We start from the raw sequence: 21894 nt of genomic DNA on the forward strand, positions 1-21894 counted from the left end.
CACTATGAAGCGTAAAGGCATCATTCTGGCGGGCGGGTCGGGTACCCGCCTGCACCCCGCGACCCTGGCAATTTCCAAGCAACTGCTGCCGGTGTACGACAAACCGATGATCTACTACCCGCTGACCACGTTGATGCTGGCGGGCATTCAGGACATCCTGATCATCTCCACCCCACAAGACACACCTCGCTTCGAGCAACTGCTGGGCGACGGCCACCAGTGGGGTATCAACATCAGCTACGCCGTGCAAGCCTCGCCAGACGGCCTGGCGCAAGCGTTTCTGATTGGTGAAGACTTCATTGGCAACGATTTGTCGGCGCTGGTGCTGGGCGACAACATCTATTACGGCCATGACTTCCAGCAGTTGCTGCGCAACGCCATGGACCGCGGCGAAGGCGCCAGCGTGTTCGCCTACCACGTGCACGACCCCGAGCGTTACGGTGTGGTCGAGTTCGATGACAAGGGCAAGGCAATCAGCCTGGAAGAAAAGCCCGCCAAGCCGAAGTCCAGCTATGCCGTAACCGGCTTGTACTTCTACGACAAGGACGTGGTCGAAATCGCCAAGGGCATCAAGCCTTCTCCTCGAGGCGAGCTGGAGATTACCGACCTGAACCGGGTGTACCTGGAGCAGAACCGGCTGTCCGTGGAGATCATGGGGCGCGGGTATGCCTGGCTGGATACCGGGACGCATGACTCGCTGCTGGAGGCTAGCGGGTACATCGCCACGATTGAGCGGCGGCAGGGGTTGAAGGTGGCTTGTCCGGAGGAGGTTTCGTACCGGCAGGGGTGGATTGGGGCGGAGCAGCTGTTGAAGCTGGCTGAGCCGTTGGCCAAGAATGGGTATGGGCAGTATTTGAAGCGGTTGGTGGGGGATAGGGTTTATTGATAAGTCGGGTTGCTTATGGATTGGCCCAACTATTCTCCTGAGAAGTCCATGCTGAGAGCACACAGCGATCCGCTGACGGTGCCCCTGTTTTGTTCTAGATGCTTGATTGCTGAAAGCTAAAGAGATGTCACCAACACCGCATGGAACAAGCCAGCGAGATCATAGCGGAATAGCTTCTCGTGAGCTTGTTCCAGCGGATAACTATCGGGCGGGTCTCGTTCTGCCAGCCGTACATGTATTCGAGGATGTTGTGCTGTCTGCACGTGGGTCAAATAAACGGTCGTGGTAGGCATACTTGGTTTTGCGCTTCATTGAAGGCAGCGGCCTGACGTGTTGCATTCGAAATAGGTCGCAATAGCTGCGTAGCCGTTGCTGGGAAAAAGCCATTTACTGTGTTTGTGCGAGCGGCCACCATTGGCTCAATGGAGTACTGACTTCGTCCAACAGTGGATGAGCGTAGCTGATGTCTCTGGCTTGACCGCCAGAAAAAAGGAAGCGCAACGGTGTCGCGTTGTTGTGGTAAAGCATGTGGATTCTGATTGTTATACAACCGTGACTGGGGTCTAAAGCATGACCGTCAGGCCCCTTTTATTCCCAGTGCCAGATGAGGCTTTGGTAGCAGGTACGGCGATTGAGTCGAATATCCACATTTGTCAACCGATCACGCCTTGCTCATCCCATCGCTGGTACAAGCGTCTAAGTATCTGATTGAATATCCTGTGTTTTTTGCCTGCCTCGGAACCGGTGATAGACCGTTGACGACGGGCCAAAGCGTTCTGGCATATCTCGCCACGCGGCAACTGAGCAAAGTACAGAGCACCCGGAGCACGCCATCGAGCATAAGGCGATCTTTCGGGCTGCGCCCCCCCCCGCCCGTTGGTTTCGCTGAATAGATTGGGAACCACAGTCCTGTCCTCATCCGAGAATTCGTAACGCGTTGCCATCAAAGAATTCCTTCCGCTGATGACGGAGACTCTACAAAATCTCAGACCTCGAAGGGCGCCAAATGGACTTCTGCGGGGAGGTACAGACTGAAATGAGCCGAAAACCAATGAGGACCGCGTGAAGCTCGGTATGCAGGGTTTCCGGATGGGTCTGTTAAATTGAAGAGCGCAGCCATTCTTATTGAGTCGACATCATGCGACATTTTTACATGTGCTTGGTTCCCGAAAGCTTTAGATATACAATTCGTTCATGTGCCGCATAAAGCTTTGGTTCTTATCTGCAAGGCATGGATGCTGTCGTCCTTATGGGCAATAGAAATTTGGCGCTGGAAAATTCGGTGCGATTTAAACTTGGGGAGAAATGAGTGCTTCTTGGAATTCATTACATGCGAGGCATCGCCGCGCTCATTGTTGTACTTTTTCACTTTCGTGGATTGTTGAACAATGTCTATGCTGATGCAAACTTGGGTAGAAACCTATTGCAGTCGGGCGCGTCAGGTGTTGATATATTCTTCATGATAAGCGGTTTTATTATCATGGTTGCATCTGCTAGCAAAGAGGCGAATAGACCTGGCTCGTTCTTGACAAGAAGGGTGTTTAGAGTTTACCCGGCCTTAATTATATGCTGGGTGGTCGGCTGCCTCACAATCTATAGTAATCAACCTGCCGTAGAGCTACTGAAGTCAGTTGTACCCCTTAATAAAGATTATAATATGCCCGCACCCACATTTGGCTTCAATCTCATGGGGCCACCTTGGACGCTGACGTATGAAATTTTGTTTTACGCCGTTTTTTGCTTGGCTATTTCAATCAGTCATAAACATCGGGCGCTACTGGCTTCTGCGATACTGGTTACAAGCATTGTCTCGCTCAACCTGATTTTTAATGGCTCTGTGGAACTCAGTGCTGCCAAGACTTTAGATTTACCAACGACATCTCAGTGGGCTGGGATTCTCAAGATGCTGTCTTCAACCTACTTGCTTGAGTTTGTGGTTGGTATGATGTTTGCCAGTTTCTATATGAATAAGAGCATTGTTATACCTCGGGCGCCCGCATTAGCTTATTTTTGGGCCTGTCTCGGACTATTTGTGGTTATGTTTGCCGCGAATTATAAGCCCGGATTTGGTCCGCAGGGATATGGGATTAGAGCCATAGTTCTCGTCTCGGGTGTTGTTGTTCTAGAAAAAGCTAATGTCGAAATCTTTAAGAGCAGTATACTGAGTTTCCTGGGTGACATTTCCTATTCCATGTACATATCGCACTTCCTGATTATTAAGATTCTATTGAAGTACAATCCGCCTATTTGGAGCGATACATTAGGGTTCTCAAGGATGCTTTTGGCAACTGTAATCACTATCTTTGTGGCTACAATAATCTATAATTTTGTGGAAAAGCCATTCATCCGAATTGGCAAAAATTTGCATAATAAGTATTTCCAGCGCAATATGGTCACGACACGACTGCAGGTGACTTAAGTTGGATTGGTTTAAATCAAGTAGCTGGGCGGATGCAAGATTCGAGTCTCGCTAAATTGCTGCGTGCGGAGTTTCATCTGAGCTCCGCATAAGTTAAAATTCTAATTTGCATGGTTTGTTTTCAGCTTGCGAATTCGTCGAGGAAAAATTAGTGGGCAACAGTGTGGATGGATCTGTGTATTTACTTAAATATGGAAAGTTTGATAATGTCCAATTGATCGAGCCCATAGATTGGGCTATGGACCCATTCAAAGTGCTTAACTGGCGGCACAATTTCCTGAGTCTACGATGGCTGATTAAAACCGTACCCTTGGAAACTAAGCGAGCTGTCATCGTAAGTTTTCATGATTTCCACTGTAAGAAAAAGAAAGCCAACGATATGGTTGGTACTCGCATTGGTGATCATACAACATCCATACGTATTGATGAAATATTGCGACTTAGAAATGAATTCTTAGCGGTAGAGGATCGTGTAGTATCAGAATGCTGTGAAGAAATATTGCGTATAGACATGGCAACGCTCTTGTCGGAGAAGGTATATAGAAGCGGACATAATCATGGGGTCATGGCCGATATCTCGCTTCTTAATGCAATTTCGACTGTTGGCCATCCCGATAAGGGTGTAGTGCAGTACGTTGTCAGTAGGGGGCTTAAGTCACTCCAGAGTATATTTGATTCCAGTGGCTTGACTCAGGAGCACTCTATATCGTATCAAGAGTATAATTATCCTGTTGCCAATAAATTTCTAAAGGCAGCATCGAAATTTGACAACCTTGAAACTGACTTTGGCAACATAGATTTGTTAGGTGCGACAAAGAAGTTGCTAAATTTCTTCACTCGGACTAACGGAGAGTATATTCCAGTTGGCGACTCCTTCAGGCGTCCGAATGCGAGTATTCGGAAGTTGTGCCCTGAAATAGTCCCCTCTGAAGAAAATGTTGTTTCTCTTGGGCTTCCAAATAATAGACTGTTCTGTGAGAATGGATTTTTTTCCTATGTGAAACAGTCCGACTCAAGGCGCCGTATCCATTTTGTTTCCGTTTGCGCCTGGCATTCAGCGAACCACAAACAGGATGATGATTTATCGTTCTGTCTTGAACTCGATGGGCAAATGATTTTCGATGATCCAGGCTATTCGGATCAAGTAGATAAAGAGACGACTAACGCGCTGAGAAATGCTGATCACCATAGTACAGTATCTGTAGATAATGTTCAGTATTCAAATCGCGGCAAAACTAACGGTGAATCTAAGTTTACTGAGTGGCATGAAACAGATGAAGGCTTTGTCCTCGCCGGACAACAGCAGCGCATGCCGGGTTTAAAGGTTAGTCGACGGTTCGAGTTAACTAATAATTCTCTACGGGTTTCTGATTACATTTCTGCAACTGAGAAGTCAGAAAGTGAGCATGGTTTTGTGCTTGCACCAGATATTCATATTCGGTTTGAAGGCGGCGGGGTATGGTTGTACAGAGACTATTCCGTTCTGGGAGTAATAAAGCCGGAAGAGTTTGATGGCGAATGGGTTGTTACCACGATTCATTACATTGGCAGCGATAGACATAATCTAGCGCAGACATTGCGTGTGGCATACAAAGCGCCAATCAAATCTGAGCGTAAGTTTTCATTCAATTTTTCAGGTATTAATTTCTGAGCAGCATTGGCAGAAAGAGGAAGTCTCTTTCTGCCAAATTTGCTAGCTCAAGCCAGTGAAGGCGTCAGGGCTTGGATTTCGCAATTAATTCTTAATATTTCCGGTACCAATTCGTTCGCTGCCAAAAACTGTTGACGTGCTACGCAACGTTCAAATGAGTGTACAAAGGCAGCCAGTAAAATCTCTTTGTTATCGACATTGGCTAGTGACTTTCGAACTGCCCTGGATTTCTTTATCCAGGGCGAAATACATTTAAGTTCACTTTCCGTTACGGGCCAGCATGCACCAATAGGTTCTAGCGTCCACCTTCCCCATTGGCTTAGCTTTGCATGGCCACTGCGGTCAATTCTTACTGTGTCGGGCGTAATATCTGTATTCACAAACTGTAAAGGCAGTTTTTGTAAGGTGGCCTTGATCGCAGGCAGCTCAGACTTGAATGCCTTGATATTCTCGCGTGTGGAATCATCACTGGCCGCTACAGCGATCCTGTCAATCATTGCATCATTCAAACGGCCCCAGAGCAAAGGCTTCGAACGTAAGAAGCGAGAAGCAAGTGACGCAGGGGGCTCAATAGCAAGCAGACTTCCAAACAACTCTAGTTTTTTTGCTTTAACTTCCCGGAACGTAATTTGGGTCTCGCCATCCATAAGAAAAATTACGCAATGAAAGCCCTGTACCATCGTAGTGCCAGAAAATTCCAAGGTTGGGAGTTTAAGATCCCTGCATGCGGCTAAGATGGTAGCCTCTTGTAGTGCCAAATCGCGTCTTGATTTATTAAATAGTTTAACAAGATATACTCTATCATCGCTATTTTTCTCTGAACGGACAGTGACCTCGAAGGCCGCTGTGTCAGTAGTGGCTACCTGAAACCATTTGGATGATAGTACATTAATAGAGTCGTCAGTGACTTCATTTAGTGCGCTTTGAATCCAAGTATTTCTTTCCGATAGCTCCAAGGCTTTCCAAAAATCTTGGTCTTTAACTTGGTCAGGAGAAGTTAGTGCGTGCCCATGGAAGAACAGTGCATTCACCTGTATGCGATTTAGGTGCAGATAGTTAAGGTCTACTATTAAATTGCTAAGGCGCTGTAGCGTTTGTCTAACTATTAGAATTGAAACAATTGCGATCAAGGCACTGGAGTTTCCTAAGGTAAGGTACTCTCCAACGATATAGAAGAAAGTTAGCAGAAAGCCGAGCGAAGCGGCAAGATTTGACAGCTTGCTTGTATTGCTGATGGAATTGAAAATTTCAATTTTTTTATAAATGATAGATATTATAGTTGTGAAAATTATGCCATAGATCGCTAAAGTGGCAAAGAGATACGGATTGATAATTAAAAGGCCTGTGCTTGCAGCGGAAATAAATATTCCTGCTGCTAGGCTGCGAGAGTAACGTTGATACGCTTGGGCGGCAAGTTCATCTTGGTTGTTAAATAAAACAATCTTTTGGCTTTTTTGAATTAACTGTAGTGCGCCACGCTCGGAAAATTTTACGATAACATTTTCCGCCAATGCATAGAGGCCGTAAAAAAGTACAGTCGCAATACTTAGCGCTATGACCAAATTTTTGTGATCGATACTTTGCAAGTAAGATGGGAAGTAGTTCGGCGTTCTACCTGAGCCTATTATTATTATTACTTTTAGTGGTAGAAAATATGAAATAAGCAAAGATGCTTGGGATACAAGTGTCGCAGTAACCACAATCAGGGTCTGAAGTGGAACGATCCGTGTAAGTTTCAGGCCTACAGATTTAAGCCAGAAAATAAAATTTTTTGCGTCTGCATAAAATGAAAACATATCAGACACTCAGCTCCTGGACGCGTGTAAGTTTGATGGCAAGGCCGAGCTTGATGCACGACCTTGCTAGAACCAGATTTACCTTAGATTTTCCACAGCAGCATCAACTGAGTGCTTTTTTCAACATTTGTGTAGGTCGCGCCAATAGGGGCTTGTCCTTTTTTCTTGTAATGCACGGAGTACACGTCTTTATCGCTATTTTTTACGATCCGAGCGTAACCGGACTTGGCGAGAGCGGCGAAGATTTCACCTTCAACAGCCATAGACTCTTGCGGCAGCTCGAAAATATACCGTTGAAAATCACCTTCTTCCTTTTTCGAAACAGTCTCACGAATGAGCTTGCCATTGAAGTTCAATACGGTACCGTCTGCAAGCGTCAGGGTTTGTTTGCTGTCGGGTCCACTTACCAAAGACTGCTTTGTTTTAGTGTCCTGATGCTGGGTAGATTCGGGAGCTTTGGTTTCTCCGCAGCCGGCAACAAAGAGAGCAACGAGAAGGGCTGGTACAATATGTTTTTTCATGATGTTTACGCTGTTTAGTAGTGAGGTTGGCTTTAAAGGCTGTTTTTAATTATCTAAAATTTACAGTTATAATATTTTCTTCCCCTGTAGAAATCCATAGGCGACTAACATCTTCCGTTATGCCGAGATGTTTAGAGATAATGGCGCTGAACTCAGGGGCGTGTGCATTCCATCCAAGACACGTGGATGCCTCTAGGTGCTTTTCACCTGTGTCCAAGCGGACTTCAAAGCTATCGAAGCTCAATGTAACCGAGCTGTTTTTGAATCGCATGCTGGATTTTTCTGGAATTAGAAAGTTTGAGTTGATTGGTACACCCGTAGAGCTCGAGTCTGTAATTACTATCTGTCCAGATCGAATGTTCGAAATATCAATTGAGCGCTCGACTTTTTTCCCGAACATATGGCTGGTGCCATAGAATCGTCCCGATTCATCGATTCTTAGTGTTGGGGTGGACACTAATTTTGAGCGATCACGTTCAGCTTTAAATGGCAATATTGGTAGGCAGTGCGCGAGTGGGGATCTTACAAAGATCCTCTTCTCATCCTTTTCGTTGTGGCTCAAAAGCCCGCCGTCTCCAAATACAAGTTTTCCATCATAGTAGAATATAATCGAGAGATCATCATCATGGCGATGATAGTTTGAATCATGGCAGTTTTTGAAGACGAGATAGAAGTCTTTAGACGTGGAGTCTTTGCCTTTGGCAATCAGGTATCCAGAGGCCGAATAATCGTGAATGATTAGATGCTCAGAAAGGACCTCGCTTTTGCTTCTATCATCCCAACGAGTATCTCCAATCATTGGAAGTAAATCGTTGGGCATAGTAATCGCTTTTAGAAATGCCGTTGCTTTGTCGGTAAATTCTTCCGCGCGCGTTGAGATTTTTTTGTCGCCTAGGTCGCTGAGCGATAAAAGATTATTAAGTCGAGACAGCATAAATTTTTGATAGCCTGGACTATTTTCTTTATGCACACCTTGCTCGGTGAAGGCGAAGTCAAGCTCATCAATCAAGCGTCGTTGACCAAGTTCTATATATTTTGGATAATTTTCTCCGAAATACATTGCGATCGTATACATTATCAGGGACTGATCAAATCCATGATTTGTATGCTTGGAGTAGTTACTGCTCTCTGCCAGCCACTTCAGATGCTTCTCAATCAGATTCAGAATATTTTTTCTAGCACTTTCGTCTGAGGGGATGAGACCTGCATGCGAAGTGAATATCGCCCAATTCACGATATTACGCACCCGAAACGCAGCGGCATGATCGTGCCAAGCGAGTGGAGAAGCTTTATTGGACATGCTATTCGTTTGCCAGTTGTTCAGGCAATCAAGGCAGTAACTATAGTAAGTTTCTCGTTCTTCGGGTGTCTGAAGATCATAGCTTGAAATGAACCAAGTTAAGAATGGCAACGCTTGAATTTGCCACCACCAACTACGATCTTTTCCGAACTCATTCCAGTCAAAATTACGCAGATTAATAGTCTCGCGCGCGAACCCGCGCAGCTCCACTACGTTATTTTTTGCGCAGGACTCTAGTGTTTTTAGATCGTTACGATTATTGGTCGTAAGATTTTTTTTAATAAAATCGATCGCGCTTTTTTTAGCTAGACAAGTCAGATCGGATGGACGTTTGATAAGCATTAACTCAGCTCATTGAATTATTGAAGAATATTTTTCCATTGATTGGATACCAATTCTGGCGAATAGTTCCTCAATAACATCTCGTGCTTGATTGTGCCGATGTTGTTTCGTTCGGATACAATCAATTTTATTGCGTCATCTAATGAGTTGATGATGTTCTCTTTAGGCCATATTTGAGAAGCACCGTTCCAGTTCCAAATAACTGGAACTGCGCCGCTAAGCATTCCCTCGCCTACTGCCATATGGAAGGATTCCGCATCAGACGGGGAAAGTACATATCCAACCATCGTCAGCCAGTCATTCACATTATCTCCAGGAGGATCAAAAATGACTTTATGTCTGAGTTTTGCGTTGCTGTTAATTTTTTGGAATAGGGCAGAGTAATAGTTACGCTCTTCGTTGCGCTTCAAAAGCCACCCATAATCAAGAGGATGCTTTCCTTTGATGCGGAGGCAATAGCGTGAATCCTGCTCTAGAAGGACTTCCAGAAGGTCGATTGCTCGGTCCAATCTTTTGCTCTTTGGCGCTACACCGATCATGCCAAGCGTAAATGCTGCATCACCTGTTTTTTTCTTGGCGGTAAACTTAGAGTCATCCAAAATATTTGGGATAACACTGGTTTTCTCAATTGGAAATCCTTTGAGGGCACTTAGTCCAATAGTGCGAATGCTCTCGCTTACGAAAGCAATATGGTCAATGTTTTTCCAGTTAGCTTCTGCTACATATGGAAGCTTCGATTCTTGAGCATGGAATCGCGCTACTAGCTTTTGATGTGGAAGTTTGTTGTTTGAGAACCACTTCAAATTCCCAAGACACCACTCACAGAATATGATATCTACGTCTTTAAGTAATTTCAGACTGGCCTGTTTGTCATGAAGATCGTGACCCTTCCACTGGTCCACGGTAAATTCAAAAGATCCAGACTCTTGGAGCTTTTGCTGCAAGGTGCCAAAAAATTTCAGGTCGTGTCCGGCTACCAAAACTTTGAGCTTCTTTGTGCTGGGTGGCTTGTCGGCGATAATCGCTTGGCTGGTCATTAGCCACTCATGAATCATTTTCACCCGGGCCGAGAATGTATGCCGGCTTGCTAGTGATTGAAGACGTTCAGCAGCCAGCTGCGATTTCTCGTCATCCAGCAACGCGACCTCCAGCGCCGATTCGAACTCTTCGATGCTGTTGGCAAATAGAGGATAGTCTTTACCGAGCAGTTGCTCGTGCAAAGAATTTCGGTTCAGAATGGCGGCACAACCAGCGGCGCCATATTCAAGAATCTTCGTAGAGTACTCTACGGTGTCGTTCATGCTTTCATCGCGCCATGAAAGCCCGACCTTCGCTAGCTTTAACTCATCAAATACACCTTCGCGACTTTTGGCGCCAAGCCAGTTAAGGGCCGCAGTGTTTTCCAGTGCATGTTTCATTCGTGCACTATATTCCTTCGCCTTGGCGTCGTTATGGATTTTATCTCCAATAACAATAAATTGGCTGCCGTTGACGAGGTTGTGAACTTTTGGCCAGCTTTCAGCCATTTCCAGTGTTTTCCACTGGCTTTTGAATTTTCCCGCGTATATCGCAATACGATTTCGCTCGGAAAGCGGCTTCGATGGCACTTTAAAGTCATTGATGACAGGCGTGTAGATATCAATCTTGCTGTCATCAAGACCAGGGGCAAGCGCTTTCCATAAGGCCGCAAAACCCTGAGTTTGACAAAGTACCTTAGCGCAGCCCGCCGCATTTTGCGCATGAGGTCACGCTGCTCGGACGAGTAATGCTCAACATCCTGCGGGATATCGGTCAAATAAACCCATGTTCGACTGAAAATCTCGGGGTGCTTCAGAAGGTTAGTTGCGATTTCAAGGCCGCGTACCAAGCAAACGTCATATTTTTCCTCAAGTGAGAGCTTTACAGCAAGCTCCGCCATTTGAGTGAGGTCAAGGCGCCGCTTAGACGAACCCTTCCAATAACGCGAGTGCGTGCCATCGATAATGTTAACGTTTGGGTGATCAATTAAGGGTTGAAAAAGCTCGTGTCGCTCTGGTTTGCTCTTTGCTACAAAGTCTACGACGGCGCATTGGGTGCTCGCTAGCGCCAGAGTAATGGTTTGAGCCCAGATTGAAGAGCCGTCAATGAAGTTCAAGTCGGGGGCGGCGCAGACAAGTACACGCTTGTTAATGGTCATCATTTAAACCCCGATACCTTCTGATTACTCATGGCTCTGTAAAACTCTCTGCTGTCGGCACAATATAGCTGTGGTGCAGTGATTAGCGTGCCTGCTTCGGCAAAACGCCAGCTTTCCAAGAAAGCCTTAGGGTCCCAAAGTGCACCGTCCAATTGGGCTTCATGATTGAAATCAAATGTGTCCCGATTGAGCGACTTGGCCCAGCCTTTAGCATCTGGCTGATAGCTCATCGCATTTGCCAGGTCGCGCAGGTAATAACGTCCATAGCCAGCCAGCGGGTTCAACCAGCCAAGAGCGCTGTATTCCAGTGCTTTTTTCTCGAACGAAGCGCTAGCGAAATATCCTGGTGGAACCAGTTCTACTCCGTTTGGTCTTGGTAATCCGAGGAGGTCCGGTCCGCCATGACACTCAATAATCATCGAGAATTCACGATAAATTTGCTGGTCACACAGTTTTACCAAGCTGTGTACATCAATCTCATCGTAAGCTTTCGCAACCAACAAAATATTGGGGTTGACGTTGCTCACGGGCGGCATGCCAACGCTCGTGAATACTTGGTTGATTCGGTGTGCATAGGTATGATTGCTGAATACTTCTCTGATACCAAGCAAGCTACGTCTGCGCCATTCTTTGTCATCTGTCAGCAGTGTATGGATAGCTTCTTCAGCTTCCTGCTCACTGCTCACCATCCATACAGCGTCCGACTCGAAGAGTTCCTCAATACCTTTAGCGTAGGTGCTGACTACAGGAGTACCGCACGCCATGAGCTCGAATACCCTACGTGAAAACATCGTAGGCGAATCAGTTACGGAGTTTACATTGAGGAACAGCCGATACCTGCTGTACTCGGCACAAAGCTCTTTGTACGGAAGGCTGCCTTTGATGCCGGCCTGATATTCTTCGGGGAATGAAAAAAGTCCGGTTCCAAAGTTACGATCGTAGATGTCCAGGCCGTGTTTGTTGCCGGCTTGGAGCAACCAGCGCATTGCACGGCCACGTTTCGCATGTCGATTGCCATACCAGCTACCTGCAAAACAGGCACGCTGAAGACGTCCTTCCAGAGGAGCAGGCTTGTGCAGTTTTGGCTGCGCAGCGAAGGGAAGGGCATGAACATTCGAATTGCCCGTTTTCTTGCGATACGAAGGGCGGGTATTAGCATCCGTACTGAAGATATGATCGGCTAATTTCGCGCTGCACATGAACTTGTCATGGTGAACGGGGTCTTCTTTATTCCAAAAGACCATGGGGATTCCACGTTCTCTAGCGTATTGGGACATTAACGCGATTTCTGGGCCAGGCTTGTTGGAGTATTCTGCAACTCGGAACTGCCAGCTACCCTGGTTACCTTTCCAAGCGCTCTCGATAAAGAACGCGGCCGGCTTGTACTTTTCAGCCAGGGCATACCAGTTATCTGGCCGTGGTTGAATCAGATTGACTTCTTGCTCGAAGCAGCCGGTTGTGAATTCATCCATGACACCGATTACATATGGTTTGCCGTTCTCTGGGTATTCTGGCCAGCCCAAGATGCTGATCGCCTGAACCTCAGCAGAAGGAGGGATCAGTTGAATCAGCTCCTCCTTGAGTTGCCGCGAGATTATTTCAATCTGATCAATATGAATGGCATCGTTAGGAGCTGCGTTGAACGTGCAGAATCCAATTTCAAGGTTGACGCCACCATCAGGTACTTTAAATTCGTGAAGCGTTACTACTTTACCAAGGGTGCAAGGCAGGTATTTATAATACGAGTTCAGCTTTGTCGAGCGTGCAAGCTTGCCGCCTAGCTCGATAATCTCTTCGCCATCAAGATCCAGCAGCTTAACCAGCAGCAGCGCTTTACGGTTGAGATCGGCAGTATTTTCATATGTCACTGCAACACGAACGGAAACGGTATCACCTGGTTTGACAGCGGCACTGTTCCACTGAGGGGAGGCAGTCAAGGTGATGCGATTGCTTTCAACTACTTCGACAGTTGGAAGTGGCTCATTCTTCTCCACTCCAATGCGAATGGCTACCTTTCGGTTTTTCACCAAAGACTCGTAGATACCTAGACTTTGCGCCATTTTCTTTAGCCATCGACGCCCCCATTTTTTCATGTGCCTTCCCCGTAAAACTTAGAACTGAAATATTGATAAGTGTTAACTGTTTTGAAATGTACCTGATTGCTTGGCGCTAATCAGGTTATTAAATTTTTATGTGCTCTATATAATCTTCCATGATAATTTGAGTCATGTTTCAGTATTCGCAAGCGTGTTCGTGCTCTCCGGTGCAGAATCATTTTTGCGTTTTGCAGGGAGGGTCTGGTATATGTCTTGAGCCATTTTTTGCTTGATGAACGACCTGGAGTATTCGGCGACAAAGTCTTTTCGACAAACGGGCTCCAAAATTAGTTTCTCAAGAGCCTCGATAGCACTTTCTATATTGCCGGGTGAGAAAACAGCAATATTGTTTATACGGTGGTTGGCGAATCGACGCGCATAGCCAGTCAGCCCGGCCCAGATAGGCTTACCTGTTGCTGCGTATTCGAAGAGCTTAGATGGCAGTACTTTTCGAAACGCCTTCAAGTCGTTCAGGTGTAGAAACAGTACATCTGCCGATTCGTAAGCCTTAAGTAATTTGTCGCGCTTCATTGGCGGGCTAATCAAAACGTTGGAAACACCATGCAACTGTAGTTCCCGAAACAGTCGATCTGAAGCCCCGCCCGCGCCAATCAAATGAAACTCAACGCGATCTTCTAATCGCTTAGCCAATTTAGGTATGATGATATGCAAGCCTTGACCGATACCGAGATTTCCGGCATAGACTATACGTAGCTTCGCCTTCTCATCAGTACTCATCGAACGAGGTTCCGAGGGCCTCATTCGCAAAAATAATTCGTCAACACCATTGGTGTACTGTGCAAACTCAAGCTCCGGATATCGCCGTGAAAAGTACGGTAGAAATCCTGGTGAAATCAGGTTTACACGACTTGCTTGGCGAATTGTCCAACGTTCGATTGGCGAAAAAATAGTCGCGGCTAACTTGCCAAGTCGATACGGGAACAGCTCGGGTAAAGTGTCAACAAAAATATCGCGAATATCGAGGTATAGGCTTGCTCGAACTCGTTTCGCTACTAAGGCTCCAAGTGAGGCAGTCATTAGTCTGGAAGAGGTAGCTACAACTAAATCATATTTTTGATGCTTCAACGATGAGAGGACCGCTTTGGCATACGCAGCGAATGCAATCGCTTGATCAATTATCCCGCTTTGATGGCTGGGAAGGTCGATTCTTCGGATGCTGAGAGATCCACTTTGCTCAAGTTTTGGTGCATCTTTTATATAATTATGATAGCGATTCGGGCGTGTCGTAATCACGTCGATCTGAGCATTGTCCCCAAGCTCATGCTGAAGCGACTTCACCAGTGCTTCTGCACGAAATGCTCCTGCGGAGAGGTCAGGCGTGTAATAGAAACTGAGAATCAGGATTCTAGGGCTCATGAGCGGACCCCAACGCTTCTACGAAGTAACTGGTTGTACAGTTCAACCAATTTATTTTCCTGTTCTTCCCAGTTAAGTTCCAATGCCGCACGATCCGAGTTGCCCGCCATGACTTTTCGCATGTCTGGGTTATCAACCAAGGTTTTCACTGCGGTTGCGAGTGCTTGGATATCCTTTCCGTTCAGAAGCAAACCGACCTCATGTTTCTCAACAACCTTTCTAATCTCAGGCAAGTTGGTCGCGACAATGGGAAGGCCGGCTATCAAATACTCAAACAGCTTGTTTGAGTCTGTAGTGAAGTGGTTGAAGCAAGTGTTTTCAATGGGCTGAACACCAATGTCTGCGGAAGCAGTGTATTCAGGCAGCTCAGCCAATTTGACAGTTGGAATGAAATGCACACGATCACTCACACCCAGCGACTGGCTTAGGTTGATCAGCGATTGTGTCAAGCGGCCGCCGCCGACGAAGACGAAGTAGGCGTTAGGAACAAGGGCTGCAGCATGCACAAGCTTGTGTAAGCCGCGGCCTTGCTGTAGGCCACCTTGATAGAGGACGATGGGCCATTGCTTTTCCAGGCCCAATTCATCACGAATTCGGTTAGTGCGGGAACTCGACAGGTAACGTGGTCGGTTCTGAAGAATCGTAGGGCGTGGAACACCATACGCTCTGGCGAAGAACTTGGAGCGAGCTTCAGTGGTTGTGATGACTCCCGCTGCACGGGGCATCAGATGCTTCTCGATAACGCCAACTACCCGCCGGATGCCTTTGTAGCCTTCTCGGCTGGTGCTTATTTCATGGGCGTCATAAACCAGCGCTGCACGGCTTGCAATGGCTGCTAGCCAACCCGTGGGCAGCGTATTCACATCGTGAGCATGTACCGCGTCAGGCCGATACTTAACGACATAGGCGAAGAACTTCAGATGCGCCCAGCCTCGTGCGCAAGCGCGGAGCAACAACATGAGTGCAGAAGTGCGAGATTCTCGTTGCGGGCCCGCCTTGGCAGCTGTCTCCAGCGGGCGCTGCTTTCTTGCCGGCCAGATCGAGAGCAGGTCAGGTCTTACGCGCAGTACTTGAATACCGTCAACCAAGGTTTCATATGGCTGGGTAACACCAGGTTTGTGCAGTGCGAACACCCGAACCTGGTAACCTGCTTTTTGAAGGGTCTGAGCCTCTTTGAGCACACGGGCATCATTCAGAAACTCATTCCATACGATCATGGCTATTTTTTTCATGATCGCGACACCTGCATCGATGTGGCAGAAACAATCCGCAATGAGGAACGGGATCTGCCACATTGCGTAAACACAGATGCTTGAACATTTTGACCAGCCACCACGGCTCGCCGGGTTAACCGGTAAAGCGTGAGGGCGGGATCAAAATGTTCCATCGGAGCAAAGACTTCAGTTTTGAGTAACGCCGGCAGCATCGATTACGAATGCAGCGTCACGAACGTTGAAGGTTTCTTTGAACTCACGATGCTTGACCAGCAGAACGTGAATATCTGCACTGTCCTGGGCGTAAACGAAATCAACGTGCTCGTGGCGCGACAGGCGCTGCGGCAGGGCTTCGATGTTCGGCTCGACCAGTTGCAGTGTGGCTTCCAGCTCGTTGCCCAGGCGCTCGGCAATGCTCAGGGCCGGGCTTTCGCGCAGGTCATCGATGTCGGCCTTGAAGGCCAGGCCGTAGCAGGCGATTTTCACTTGATGGGCCGACTTGCCCGGGTTCTTGATCAGGAAGTTGGCCAGGGCCATCTTGACCTTGTCGATCACCCACTCAGGCTTGCTGTCGTTGACCACGCGGGCGGTGCGGATCAGGCGAGCCTGCTCAGGGGTCTGGCTGACGATGAACCATGGGTCCACGGCGATGCAGTGGCCGCCAACACCTGGGCCAGGCTGCAGAATGTTTACGCGTGGGTGGTGGTTGGCCAGGCGAATCAGCTCCCACACGTCGATGTTCAGCTTGTCGCAGATGATCGACAGTTCGTTGGCGAAGGCAATGTTCACGTCACGGAAGCTGTTTTCGGTCAGCTTGCACATTTCGGCAGTGCGGGCGTTGGTGACGATGCATTCGCCTTCGACGAAGGTGCGGTACAGGCGTACAGCCGCTTCGGAGCATTTCTTGGTCATACCGCCGATGATGCGGTCGTTTTCTACCAACTCGCGCAGCACGTGGCCTGGCAGTACGCGCTCGGGGCAGTGGGCGATGCGCACGTCGGAGTCTTCACCGTGGGTTTGCGGGAAGCTCAAGTCTGGGCGGGCCTGGGCCAGCCAGAAGGCCATCTGTTCGGTGGCGCCGACCGGGGAGGTGGACTCCAGGATCACCAGGTCACCCTTTTTCAGCACAGGCGCGATGGCCTTGCTGGCGGACTCGATGTAGCTCAGGTCCGGCTGGTGATCGTCCATGAACGGGGTCGGTACGGCGATCAGGAAGGCGTCGGCGGCTTCTGGAACAGTGGAGGCGCGCAGGTAACCTTCGGTCACGGCAGCGTGTACCACCATGTCCAGCTCGGGCTCGACGATGTGGATTTCGCCACGGTTGATGGTGTCGACTGCGTGCTGGTTAACATCGATACCGATAACGTGCTTCTTGCGGGCTGCGAAAACGGCGGCGGTTGGCAGGCCGATATAGCCCAGGCCTACGACGGAAATCTTGTTGAAGCTCATGCTGCGTCCTTGGAGTTAGAGAATGCGGAGAGTGCGTCGAGGATTCGCGCGCACGCTTTTCCATCGCCGTAAGGGTTGTGGGCGATGCTCATCTCGCGGTAGGTCGCGTCGTCGGTGAGCAGTTTCGCCAGATTTTCGGTAATCGATTCCACGTCGGTCCCCACCAGCTTGACGGTGCCGGCGGCCACGGCTTCTGGGCGCTCGGTGGTGTCACGCATGACCAGTACCGGCTTGCCCAGCGCTGGGGCTTCTTCCTGGATACCGCCGGAGTCGGTGAGGATCAGGTACGAGCGGGTCATCAGATAAACGAACGGCAGATAGTCCAGCGGCTCGATCAGGTGGATGTTGTTGACGTCGGCCAGCAGGCGGTTCACCGGTTCGCGCACGTTCGGGTTGAGGTGCACGGGGTAGACGATGTCCACGTCAGGGAATTGACGCGCGGTTTGCACCAGCGCCTGGCAGATGCGTTCGAAGCCATCACCGAAGTTCTCGCGGCGGTGGCCGGTGACCAGCACCATGCGGCGTTCTGGGTTCAGGAAGCTGAACTGGGCTTCGAACTGGTTTTTCAGTGCTGGGCTTTCCAGCTTGCGAACGACTTCCAGCAGTGCATCGATCACTGTGTTGCCGGTGGTGTAGATGGTCGCGGCATCGGTGCCTTCACGCAGCAGGTTGTCCTGCGAGGTGGAGGTGGGCGCGAAATGCAGCGCGGCCAAGGCACCGGTCAGGCGGCGATTGCCTTCTTCCGGCCATGGCGAATACAGGTTGCCGGTGCGCAGGCCCGCTTCCACGTGGGCGATCGGAATCTGCTGATAGTAAGCGGCCAGGCTGGTGGCCAGGGTTGTAGCGGTGTCGCCGTGCACCAGCACCACATCGGGCTTGAACTCGGCCAGCACAGGTTTCAGACCCTGCAGGATGGCAGTGGTCACGTCGGTCAGGTCCTGGCCGGGCTTCATGATGTTCAAGTCGTAGTCGGGCTTGATCTCGAACAGCTCCAGTACCTGGTCAAGCATCTGGCGGTGTTGGCCGGTGACGCAGACGCGCGACTCGAAACGGTCGTCCTGGGCAAGGTTGAGGGCCAGCGGTGCCATTTTGATGGCTTCTGGGCGGGTGCCAAATACGATGAGGGTCTTGAGGGACACGGCGACGGTCTTCTGTGTGTGAGTAAAGGCGGATGGAACAGGTGCTACGGGCAAGGATCTGGGGTGTTGCTCAGGTCGGCCGGGGGTGGCCTGCTGACGCCGCACGATGGAAATCGGGCAAGGTCAGTGGGGGAGGTGAAAAAAAATTCATTCTGCTCGGATCCTTCAAGCGAAGCGGTTGTCCTAAGTCCGCAAATTTATCATTTCGTCATCATTATGACATCCCATCTGGCACGTATTTTTCCGTGATCCGAGGAATTTTCCTATGGATTATCGATGGATTGGATCCTATTTGCGTATAAGTCATCAATAAAAACGATTGTTTGATGTTATTCAGACATCATGCCAACAAAGTCAATATCACTAACGTATACGACGAACGGGCGGGGGCCTTGTCCGGCAAGGCTTGTAGGAAAAGCAACGGCGTTTGGTCTGAATGAAGCCGAGGTTAAACGGGAATTTACCTGGCGGCGTTTTGCCATTGCCTCTTTTTCATGAAGTTAACTTGAAACATGGCGTAACGCCATCATTTTTGGATGGCCGAAGTTGGTTTTTTCAATGTCTGATCCCGTAACGATTAAACGGGCCTAGTTGTTGTTCGCAAAATGGCAGGGCCGCTAGGGTTAGTTGCGCAGCCGAAGGAAAGCGGCTGCTGAAAATCGACCAACCCAAGGAGTGTTCTTCCATGCGTAACAACGTTCTGTCGTACCTGCTGCTGCCACTGTTCGCCAGCCTGTCGTTCTCCCTTAGCGCAGCACCGGCCAGCGCCCCGTCGGCGCCCGAAGCGGTACCCGTGGTGGCTCAGGCGCAGGCCCAGCAAGCGCCTCGGCTGGACCTGAACAAGGCCGATGCGCTGACTTTGCAGAAGGAGTTGAACGGGATAGGAAAGGCCAAGGCCGAAGCCATCGTGGCCTACCGCGAGGCCCATGGGCCGTTTGCTTCGGTGGATGAACTGCTGGAGATCAAGGGGATAGGCAATGCCCTGCTGGAGCGGAATCGTGACAAGGTGATGGTGGAGTAAGGGACGGGCAGGCAGCCAGCTGGCTTGGGGCTGCTAATTGCTTTTTTGGGGCTGGTTTGCAGCCCATCGCGGCGCGAGGCCGCGCCCACAAGAGAGATGCAATCGCTTGTGGGTGCGGCTTTGTTTGGAAAAGGGGGGGCGTTTATAAAAATAAAAAACGAGACAATACAATAGGTTAATTAAGGATGCTCCGATCAACTTGTCGTGCAGCCGCGGCAAGTTGCAATTTTCCAGGCACCTACAGCGTCATTGGACGAAAAGTGACCGAAAAATCATGTACGGAGAGCTTTTTCGACCGGTTCTCCGTGTTAAACGCGAACCTCACCCATACCCATGAGCTGTTTTCGAACCCTCCACAGGTTTGCCAGGGCGAACAGCGTGGTCAACTGAGCCGTGTTTTTCATCAGCCCACGAAAACGTACTTTCACGTAACCAAACTGCCGCTTGATCACGCGAAACGGATGCTCGACCTTGGCCCGTGTCTGAGCCTTGCAGAACTCGATCTTGCGCTTGGCTTTGTACAGTACGCTGCGCTGGTTCAGCTTGGAATAGGTGCTGCGACGCGCTGCAATCTGCCAGATCACCCCCCGATTTTCATGCTCTTCGCGCCTTTCGACACCGGTGTAACCGGCATCTGCATACACGGCGTTTTCTTCGCCATGCAGCAGTTCAGCCACCTGCGTGACATCGGCCACATTGGCAGCGGTGCCATGGACGTGATGCACCAGGCCGGACTCGACATCGGCACCGATGTGCGCCTTCATCCCGAAGAAATACTGACCGCCTTTCTTGGTCTGGTGCATCTCGGGATCACGCTTGCCTTCTTTATTTTTGGTCGAGCTGGGGGCATGAATAATGGTGGCATCGACGATGGTGCCTTGGCGCAGCGACAGGCCTTTTTCCTGCAGATAACCATTGATGACCGCAAGGATTGCCGGTGCGAGCTGATGCTTCTCCAGCAAGTGCCGGAAGTTCATGATCGTGGTGTCTTCGGGGATTGGCGCGCTCAGCGTCAGGCGTGCGAACTGGCGCATGGGCGTGATTTCGTAGAGCGCTTCTTCCATGGCCGGGTCGCTCAGGGAGAACCAGTTCTGCAACAGATGGATGCGCAGCATGGTTTCCAGAGGATAGGGTTTTCTACCGCCGCCGGCCTTGGGGTAGAACGGTTCGATCAGCTCCAGCAGGCCTGCCCAGGGCACCACCTGATCCATTTCGGCGAGGAAGCGCTCTCGGCGGGTTTGCTTGCGCTTGCCGGCGTACTCAAAGTCGGAAAAGCTCATCTGGCTCATGGGCGGCTCGGATCAGGTGTTGCGGGGATTCTCGCATAACTGAAGGCTTGTTCGGAGATTCCTTAAGTGTTTTGCCGAGCGTCAAAAAGTTGCCTGAAGCCACGGCGTCTCAAACCCATTGTTTAACCCTTTTAACGGTCCTGCGCGTCCTTGGCATCTGCCTCGGCATTGCGCTCATGCACCTTGCGCAGTTGGTCTTCGGTCAGTGGCAATTTTTTTGCCGTGTCGCGCAGCATCATCAACCCACCGACGATGGAGCCGAGGGCTATGATGAGGATCAGCCAGGCATACCAGGGCATTGTCGTTCTCCTATAGCGGCTAGTGGGCAGCGCTTGTACGAATTTTGAGCATTTGCCCGTTCCATTGGTTCAATTATAGAAGCCAGCCACTGCCGGGCCAATTCCGTGACCCGCGGGCCCCAAAGCTTGCGTCACTTCGTTTACAATGCGCGCCGTTTTCGACTTGCCAAGAGACCCTGCCATGTCCGCCTGCCAGACGCCCCTGATCGTCGCCCTGGATTTCCCTACCCGTGAGGCCGCCCTGAAGCTGGCTGACCAGCTTGACCCTGCGCTGTGCCGGGTAAAGGTTGGCAAGGAGCTGTTTACCAGCAGCGCTTCGGGCATTGTCGAAACCCTGTGCGACAAGGGCTTCGAAGTGTTCCTCGACCTGAAGTTCCACGACATCCCCAACACCACCGCCATGGCGGTAAAGGCCGCCGCCGAGATGGGTGTGTGGATGGTCAACGTGCATTGCTCCGGTGGCCTGCGCATGATGGCTGCCTGCCGCGAAGAGCTGGCCAAGCGCAGCGGCCCGCAGCCGTTGCTGATTGGCGTGACCGTGCTGACCAGCATGGAACGCGAAGACCTGGCTGGCATTGGCCTGGACGTCGACCCGCAGGAGCAGGTGCTGCGCCTGGCGGCACTGGCACAAAAGGCCGGCATGGACGGTTTGGTGTGCTCGGCGCTTGAGGCCCCCGCGCTGAAGGCGGCGCACCCGTCGCTGCAACTGGTGACCCGGGCATTCGCCCGGCGGGTAGCGCGCAGGATGACCAGCGCCGTATCCTCACTCCGCGCCAGGCACTGGATGCGGGTTCGGATTACCTGGTGATCGGCCGGCCGATCAGCCAGGCAGCCGACCCAGCGCAAGCGCTGGCGGCAGTGGTGGCGGAGATTCGCGCGTAAGTAGCCTGCGATTGTGGAAGAAGGCCAGCACGAGCGT

The 21894-nt window shown here is 50.0% G+C and carries 16 protein-coding genes and 1 pseudogene; 5 read left to right on the forward strand and 12 right to left on the reverse strand.

The window, feature by feature from the left end:
• The first annotated feature begins 4 nt into the window (after nucleotides 1-4).
• From rfbA to AB5975_16960, 3 genes are all read left to right on the forward strand, one after another.
• Nucleotides 5-886, forward strand: a complete 882-nt coding sequence (gene rfbA, locus AB5975_16950; protein ID XDR22984.1) for a glucose-1-phosphate thymidylyltransferase RfbA — start codon at nucleotides 5-7, stop codon at nucleotides 884-886.
• Nucleotides 887-2216: 1330 nt separating this feature from the next.
• A complete protein-coding gene (locus AB5975_16955; protein XDR18358.1) occupies nucleotides 2217-3305 on the forward strand; it encodes an acyltransferase family protein in 1089 nt (362 codons plus the stop codon).
• Between the two features lie 151 nt (nucleotides 3306-3456).
• Nucleotides 3457-4956, forward strand: a complete 1500-nt coding sequence (locus tag AB5975_16960) for a heparinase II/III family protein (GenBank protein ID XDR18359.1) — start codon at nucleotides 3457-3459, stop codon at nucleotides 4954-4956.
• Nucleotides 4957-5003: 47 nt separating this feature from the next.
• Here the strand turns inward: AB5975_16960 and AB5975_16965 are convergent, their stop codons facing one another.
• The 10 genes from AB5975_16965 to wecB all read right to left on the reverse strand — a co-directional run bounded on the left by AB5975_16965 (nucleotide 5004) and on the right by wecB (nucleotide 18366).
• Nucleotides 5004-6761: a hypothetical protein gene (locus tag AB5975_16965; GenBank protein ID XDR18360.1), complete on the reverse strand. Its 1758-nt coding sequence runs from the start codon at nucleotides 6759-6761 to the stop codon at nucleotides 5004-5006.
• Nucleotides 6762-6835: 74 nt separating this feature from the next.
• A complete protein-coding gene (locus tag AB5975_16970) occupies nucleotides 6836-7273 on the reverse strand; it encodes a hypothetical protein (protein XDR18361.1) in 438 nt (145 codons plus the stop codon).
• 49 nt (nucleotides 7274-7322) lie between these two features.
• Nucleotides 7323-8915 (reverse strand): heparinase II/III family protein, encoded by a 1593-nt coding sequence (locus tag AB5975_16975; protein XDR18362.1) that lies wholly within the window; start codon nucleotides 8913-8915, stop codon nucleotides 7323-7325.
• Between the two features lie 17 nt (nucleotides 8916-8932).
• A complete protein-coding gene (locus tag AB5975_16980) occupies nucleotides 8933-10441 on the reverse strand; it encodes a glycosyltransferase (protein XDR18363.1) in 1509 nt (502 codons plus the stop codon).
• The gene (locus tag AB5975_16985) at nucleotides 10330-11094 is read right to left on the reverse strand and encodes a hypothetical protein (GenBank protein ID XDR18364.1); all 765 of its coding nucleotides are present in this window, start codon (nucleotides 11092-11094) and stop codon (nucleotides 10330-10332) included. Before AB5975_16985 ends, AB5975_16980 begins: the two co-directional genes overlap by 112 nt.
• On the reverse strand, nucleotides 11091-13184 hold the full coding sequence (locus AB5975_16990) for a glycosyltransferase (GenBank protein XDR18365.1): 2094 nt from the start codon (nucleotides 13182-13184) through the stop codon (nucleotides 11091-11093). The genes AB5975_16985 and AB5975_16990 overlap by 4 nt, the downstream gene beginning before the upstream one ends.
• Before the next feature lie 132 nt (nucleotides 13185-13316).
• Entirely contained in the window at nucleotides 13317-14564 is a 1248-nt protein-coding gene (locus AB5975_16995; GenBank protein XDR18366.1) for a glycosyltransferase family 4 protein, read from the reverse strand.
• Nucleotides 14561-15796 carry a glycosyltransferase family 4 protein gene (locus AB5975_17000; protein ID XDR18367.1) on the reverse strand — a complete coding sequence of 412 codons (1236 nt, stop codon included), beginning with the start codon at nucleotides 15794-15796 and terminating at the stop codon, nucleotides 14561-14563. Before AB5975_17000 ends, AB5975_16995 begins: the two co-directional genes overlap by 4 nt.
• 168 nt (nucleotides 15797-15964) lie before the next feature.
• The gene (gene wecC, locus AB5975_17005) at nucleotides 15965-17227 is read right to left on the reverse strand and encodes a UDP-N-acetyl-D-mannosamine dehydrogenase (protein XDR18368.1); all 1263 of its coding nucleotides are present in this window, start codon (nucleotides 17225-17227) and stop codon (nucleotides 15965-15967) included.
• Nucleotides 17224-18366 carry a non-hydrolyzing UDP-N-acetylglucosamine 2-epimerase gene (gene wecB, locus AB5975_17010; protein ID XDR18369.1) on the reverse strand — a complete coding sequence of 381 codons (1143 nt, stop codon included), beginning with the start codon at nucleotides 18364-18366 and terminating at the stop codon, nucleotides 17224-17226. Before wecB ends, wecC begins: the two co-directional genes overlap by 4 nt.
• Before the next feature lie 685 nt (nucleotides 18367-19051).
• Between wecB and AB5975_17015 the strand changes: the two genes are divergently transcribed.
• Complete coding sequence (locus AB5975_17015; protein ID XDR18370.1) at nucleotides 19052-19387, forward strand: ComEA family DNA-binding protein; 336 nt, start codon at nucleotides 19052-19054, stop codon at nucleotides 19385-19387.
• A 308-nt stretch (nucleotides 19388-19695) separates the two neighbouring features.
• Here AB5975_17015 and AB5975_17020 read toward each other — a convergent pair whose 3' ends face one another.
• Entirely contained in the window at nucleotides 19696-20676 is a 981-nt protein-coding gene (locus AB5975_17020; protein ID XDR18371.1) for an IS5-like element ISPa41 family transposase, read from the reverse strand.
• 131 nt (nucleotides 20677-20807) lie between these two features.
• Complete coding sequence (locus tag AB5975_17025; protein ID XDR18372.1) at nucleotides 20808-20975, reverse strand: DUF2897 family protein; 168 nt, start codon at nucleotides 20973-20975, stop codon at nucleotides 20808-20810.
• Between the two features lie 181 nt (nucleotides 20976-21156).
• On the opposite strand from AB5975_17025, the pseudogene pyrF reads away from it, so the two are divergent.
• Nucleotides 21157-21857 (forward strand): annotated as a pseudogene (pyrF, locus tag AB5975_17030) (orotidine-5'-phosphate decarboxylase).
• The last annotated feature ends 37 nt before the right edge of the window (nucleotides 21858-21894 follow it).

This window comes from Pseudomonas putida, from assembly GCA_041071465.1.
Lineage (GTDB): Bacteria > Pseudomonadota > Gammaproteobacteria > Pseudomonadales > Pseudomonadaceae > Aquipseudomonas > Aquipseudomonas putida_P.

Excerpts from the sequence above, each read along its gene's own strand:
- rfbA (XDR22984.1), top strand. The coding sequence starts at position 5 with ATGAAGCGTAAAGGCATCATTCTGGCGGGCGGGTCGGGTACCCGCCTG.
- AB5975_16955 (XDR18358.1), top strand. The coding sequence starts at position 2,217 with ATGCGAGGCATCGCCGCGCTCATTGTTGTACTTTTTCACTTTCGTGGA.
- AB5975_16970 (XDR18361.1), bottom strand. The coding sequence starts at position 7,273 with ATGAAAAAACATATTGTACCAGCCCTTCTCGTTGCTCTCTTTGTTGCC.
- AB5975_16975 (XDR18362.1), bottom strand. The coding sequence starts at position 8,915 with ATGCTTATCAAACGTCCATCCGATCTGACTTGTCTAGCTAAAAAAAGC.
- AB5975_16980 (XDR18363.1), bottom strand. The coding sequence starts at position 10,441 with ATGGCTGAAAGCTGGCCAAAAGTTCACAACCTCGTCAACGGCAGCCAA.
- AB5975_16985 (XDR18364.1), bottom strand. The coding sequence starts at position 11,094 with ATGATGACCATTAACAAGCGTGTACTTGTCTGCGCCGCCCCCGACTTG.
- AB5975_16990 (XDR18365.1), bottom strand. The coding sequence starts at position 13,184 with ATGAAAAAATGGGGGCGTCGATGGCTAAAGAAAATGGCGCAAAGTCTA.
- AB5975_16995 (XDR18366.1), bottom strand. The coding sequence starts at position 14,564 with ATGAGCCCTAGAATCCTGATTCTCAGTTTCTATTACACGCCTGACCTC.
- AB5975_17000 (XDR18367.1), bottom strand. The coding sequence starts at position 15,796 with ATGAAAAAAATAGCCATGATCGTATGGAATGAGTTTCTGAATGATGCC.
- wecC (XDR18368.1), bottom strand. The coding sequence starts at position 17,227 with ATGAGCTTCAACAAGATTTCCGTCGTAGGCCTGGGCTATATCGGCCTG.
- AB5975_17015 (XDR18370.1), top strand. The coding sequence starts at position 19,052 with ATGCGTAACAACGTTCTGTCGTACCTGCTGCTGCCACTGTTCGCCAGC.
- AB5975_17020 (XDR18371.1), bottom strand. The coding sequence starts at position 20,676 with ATGAGCCAGATGAGCTTTTCCGACTTTGAGTACGCCGGCAAGCGCAAG.
- AB5975_17025 (XDR18372.1), bottom strand. The coding sequence starts at position 20,975 with ATGCCCTGGTATGCCTGGCTGATCCTCATCATAGCCCTCGGCTCCATC.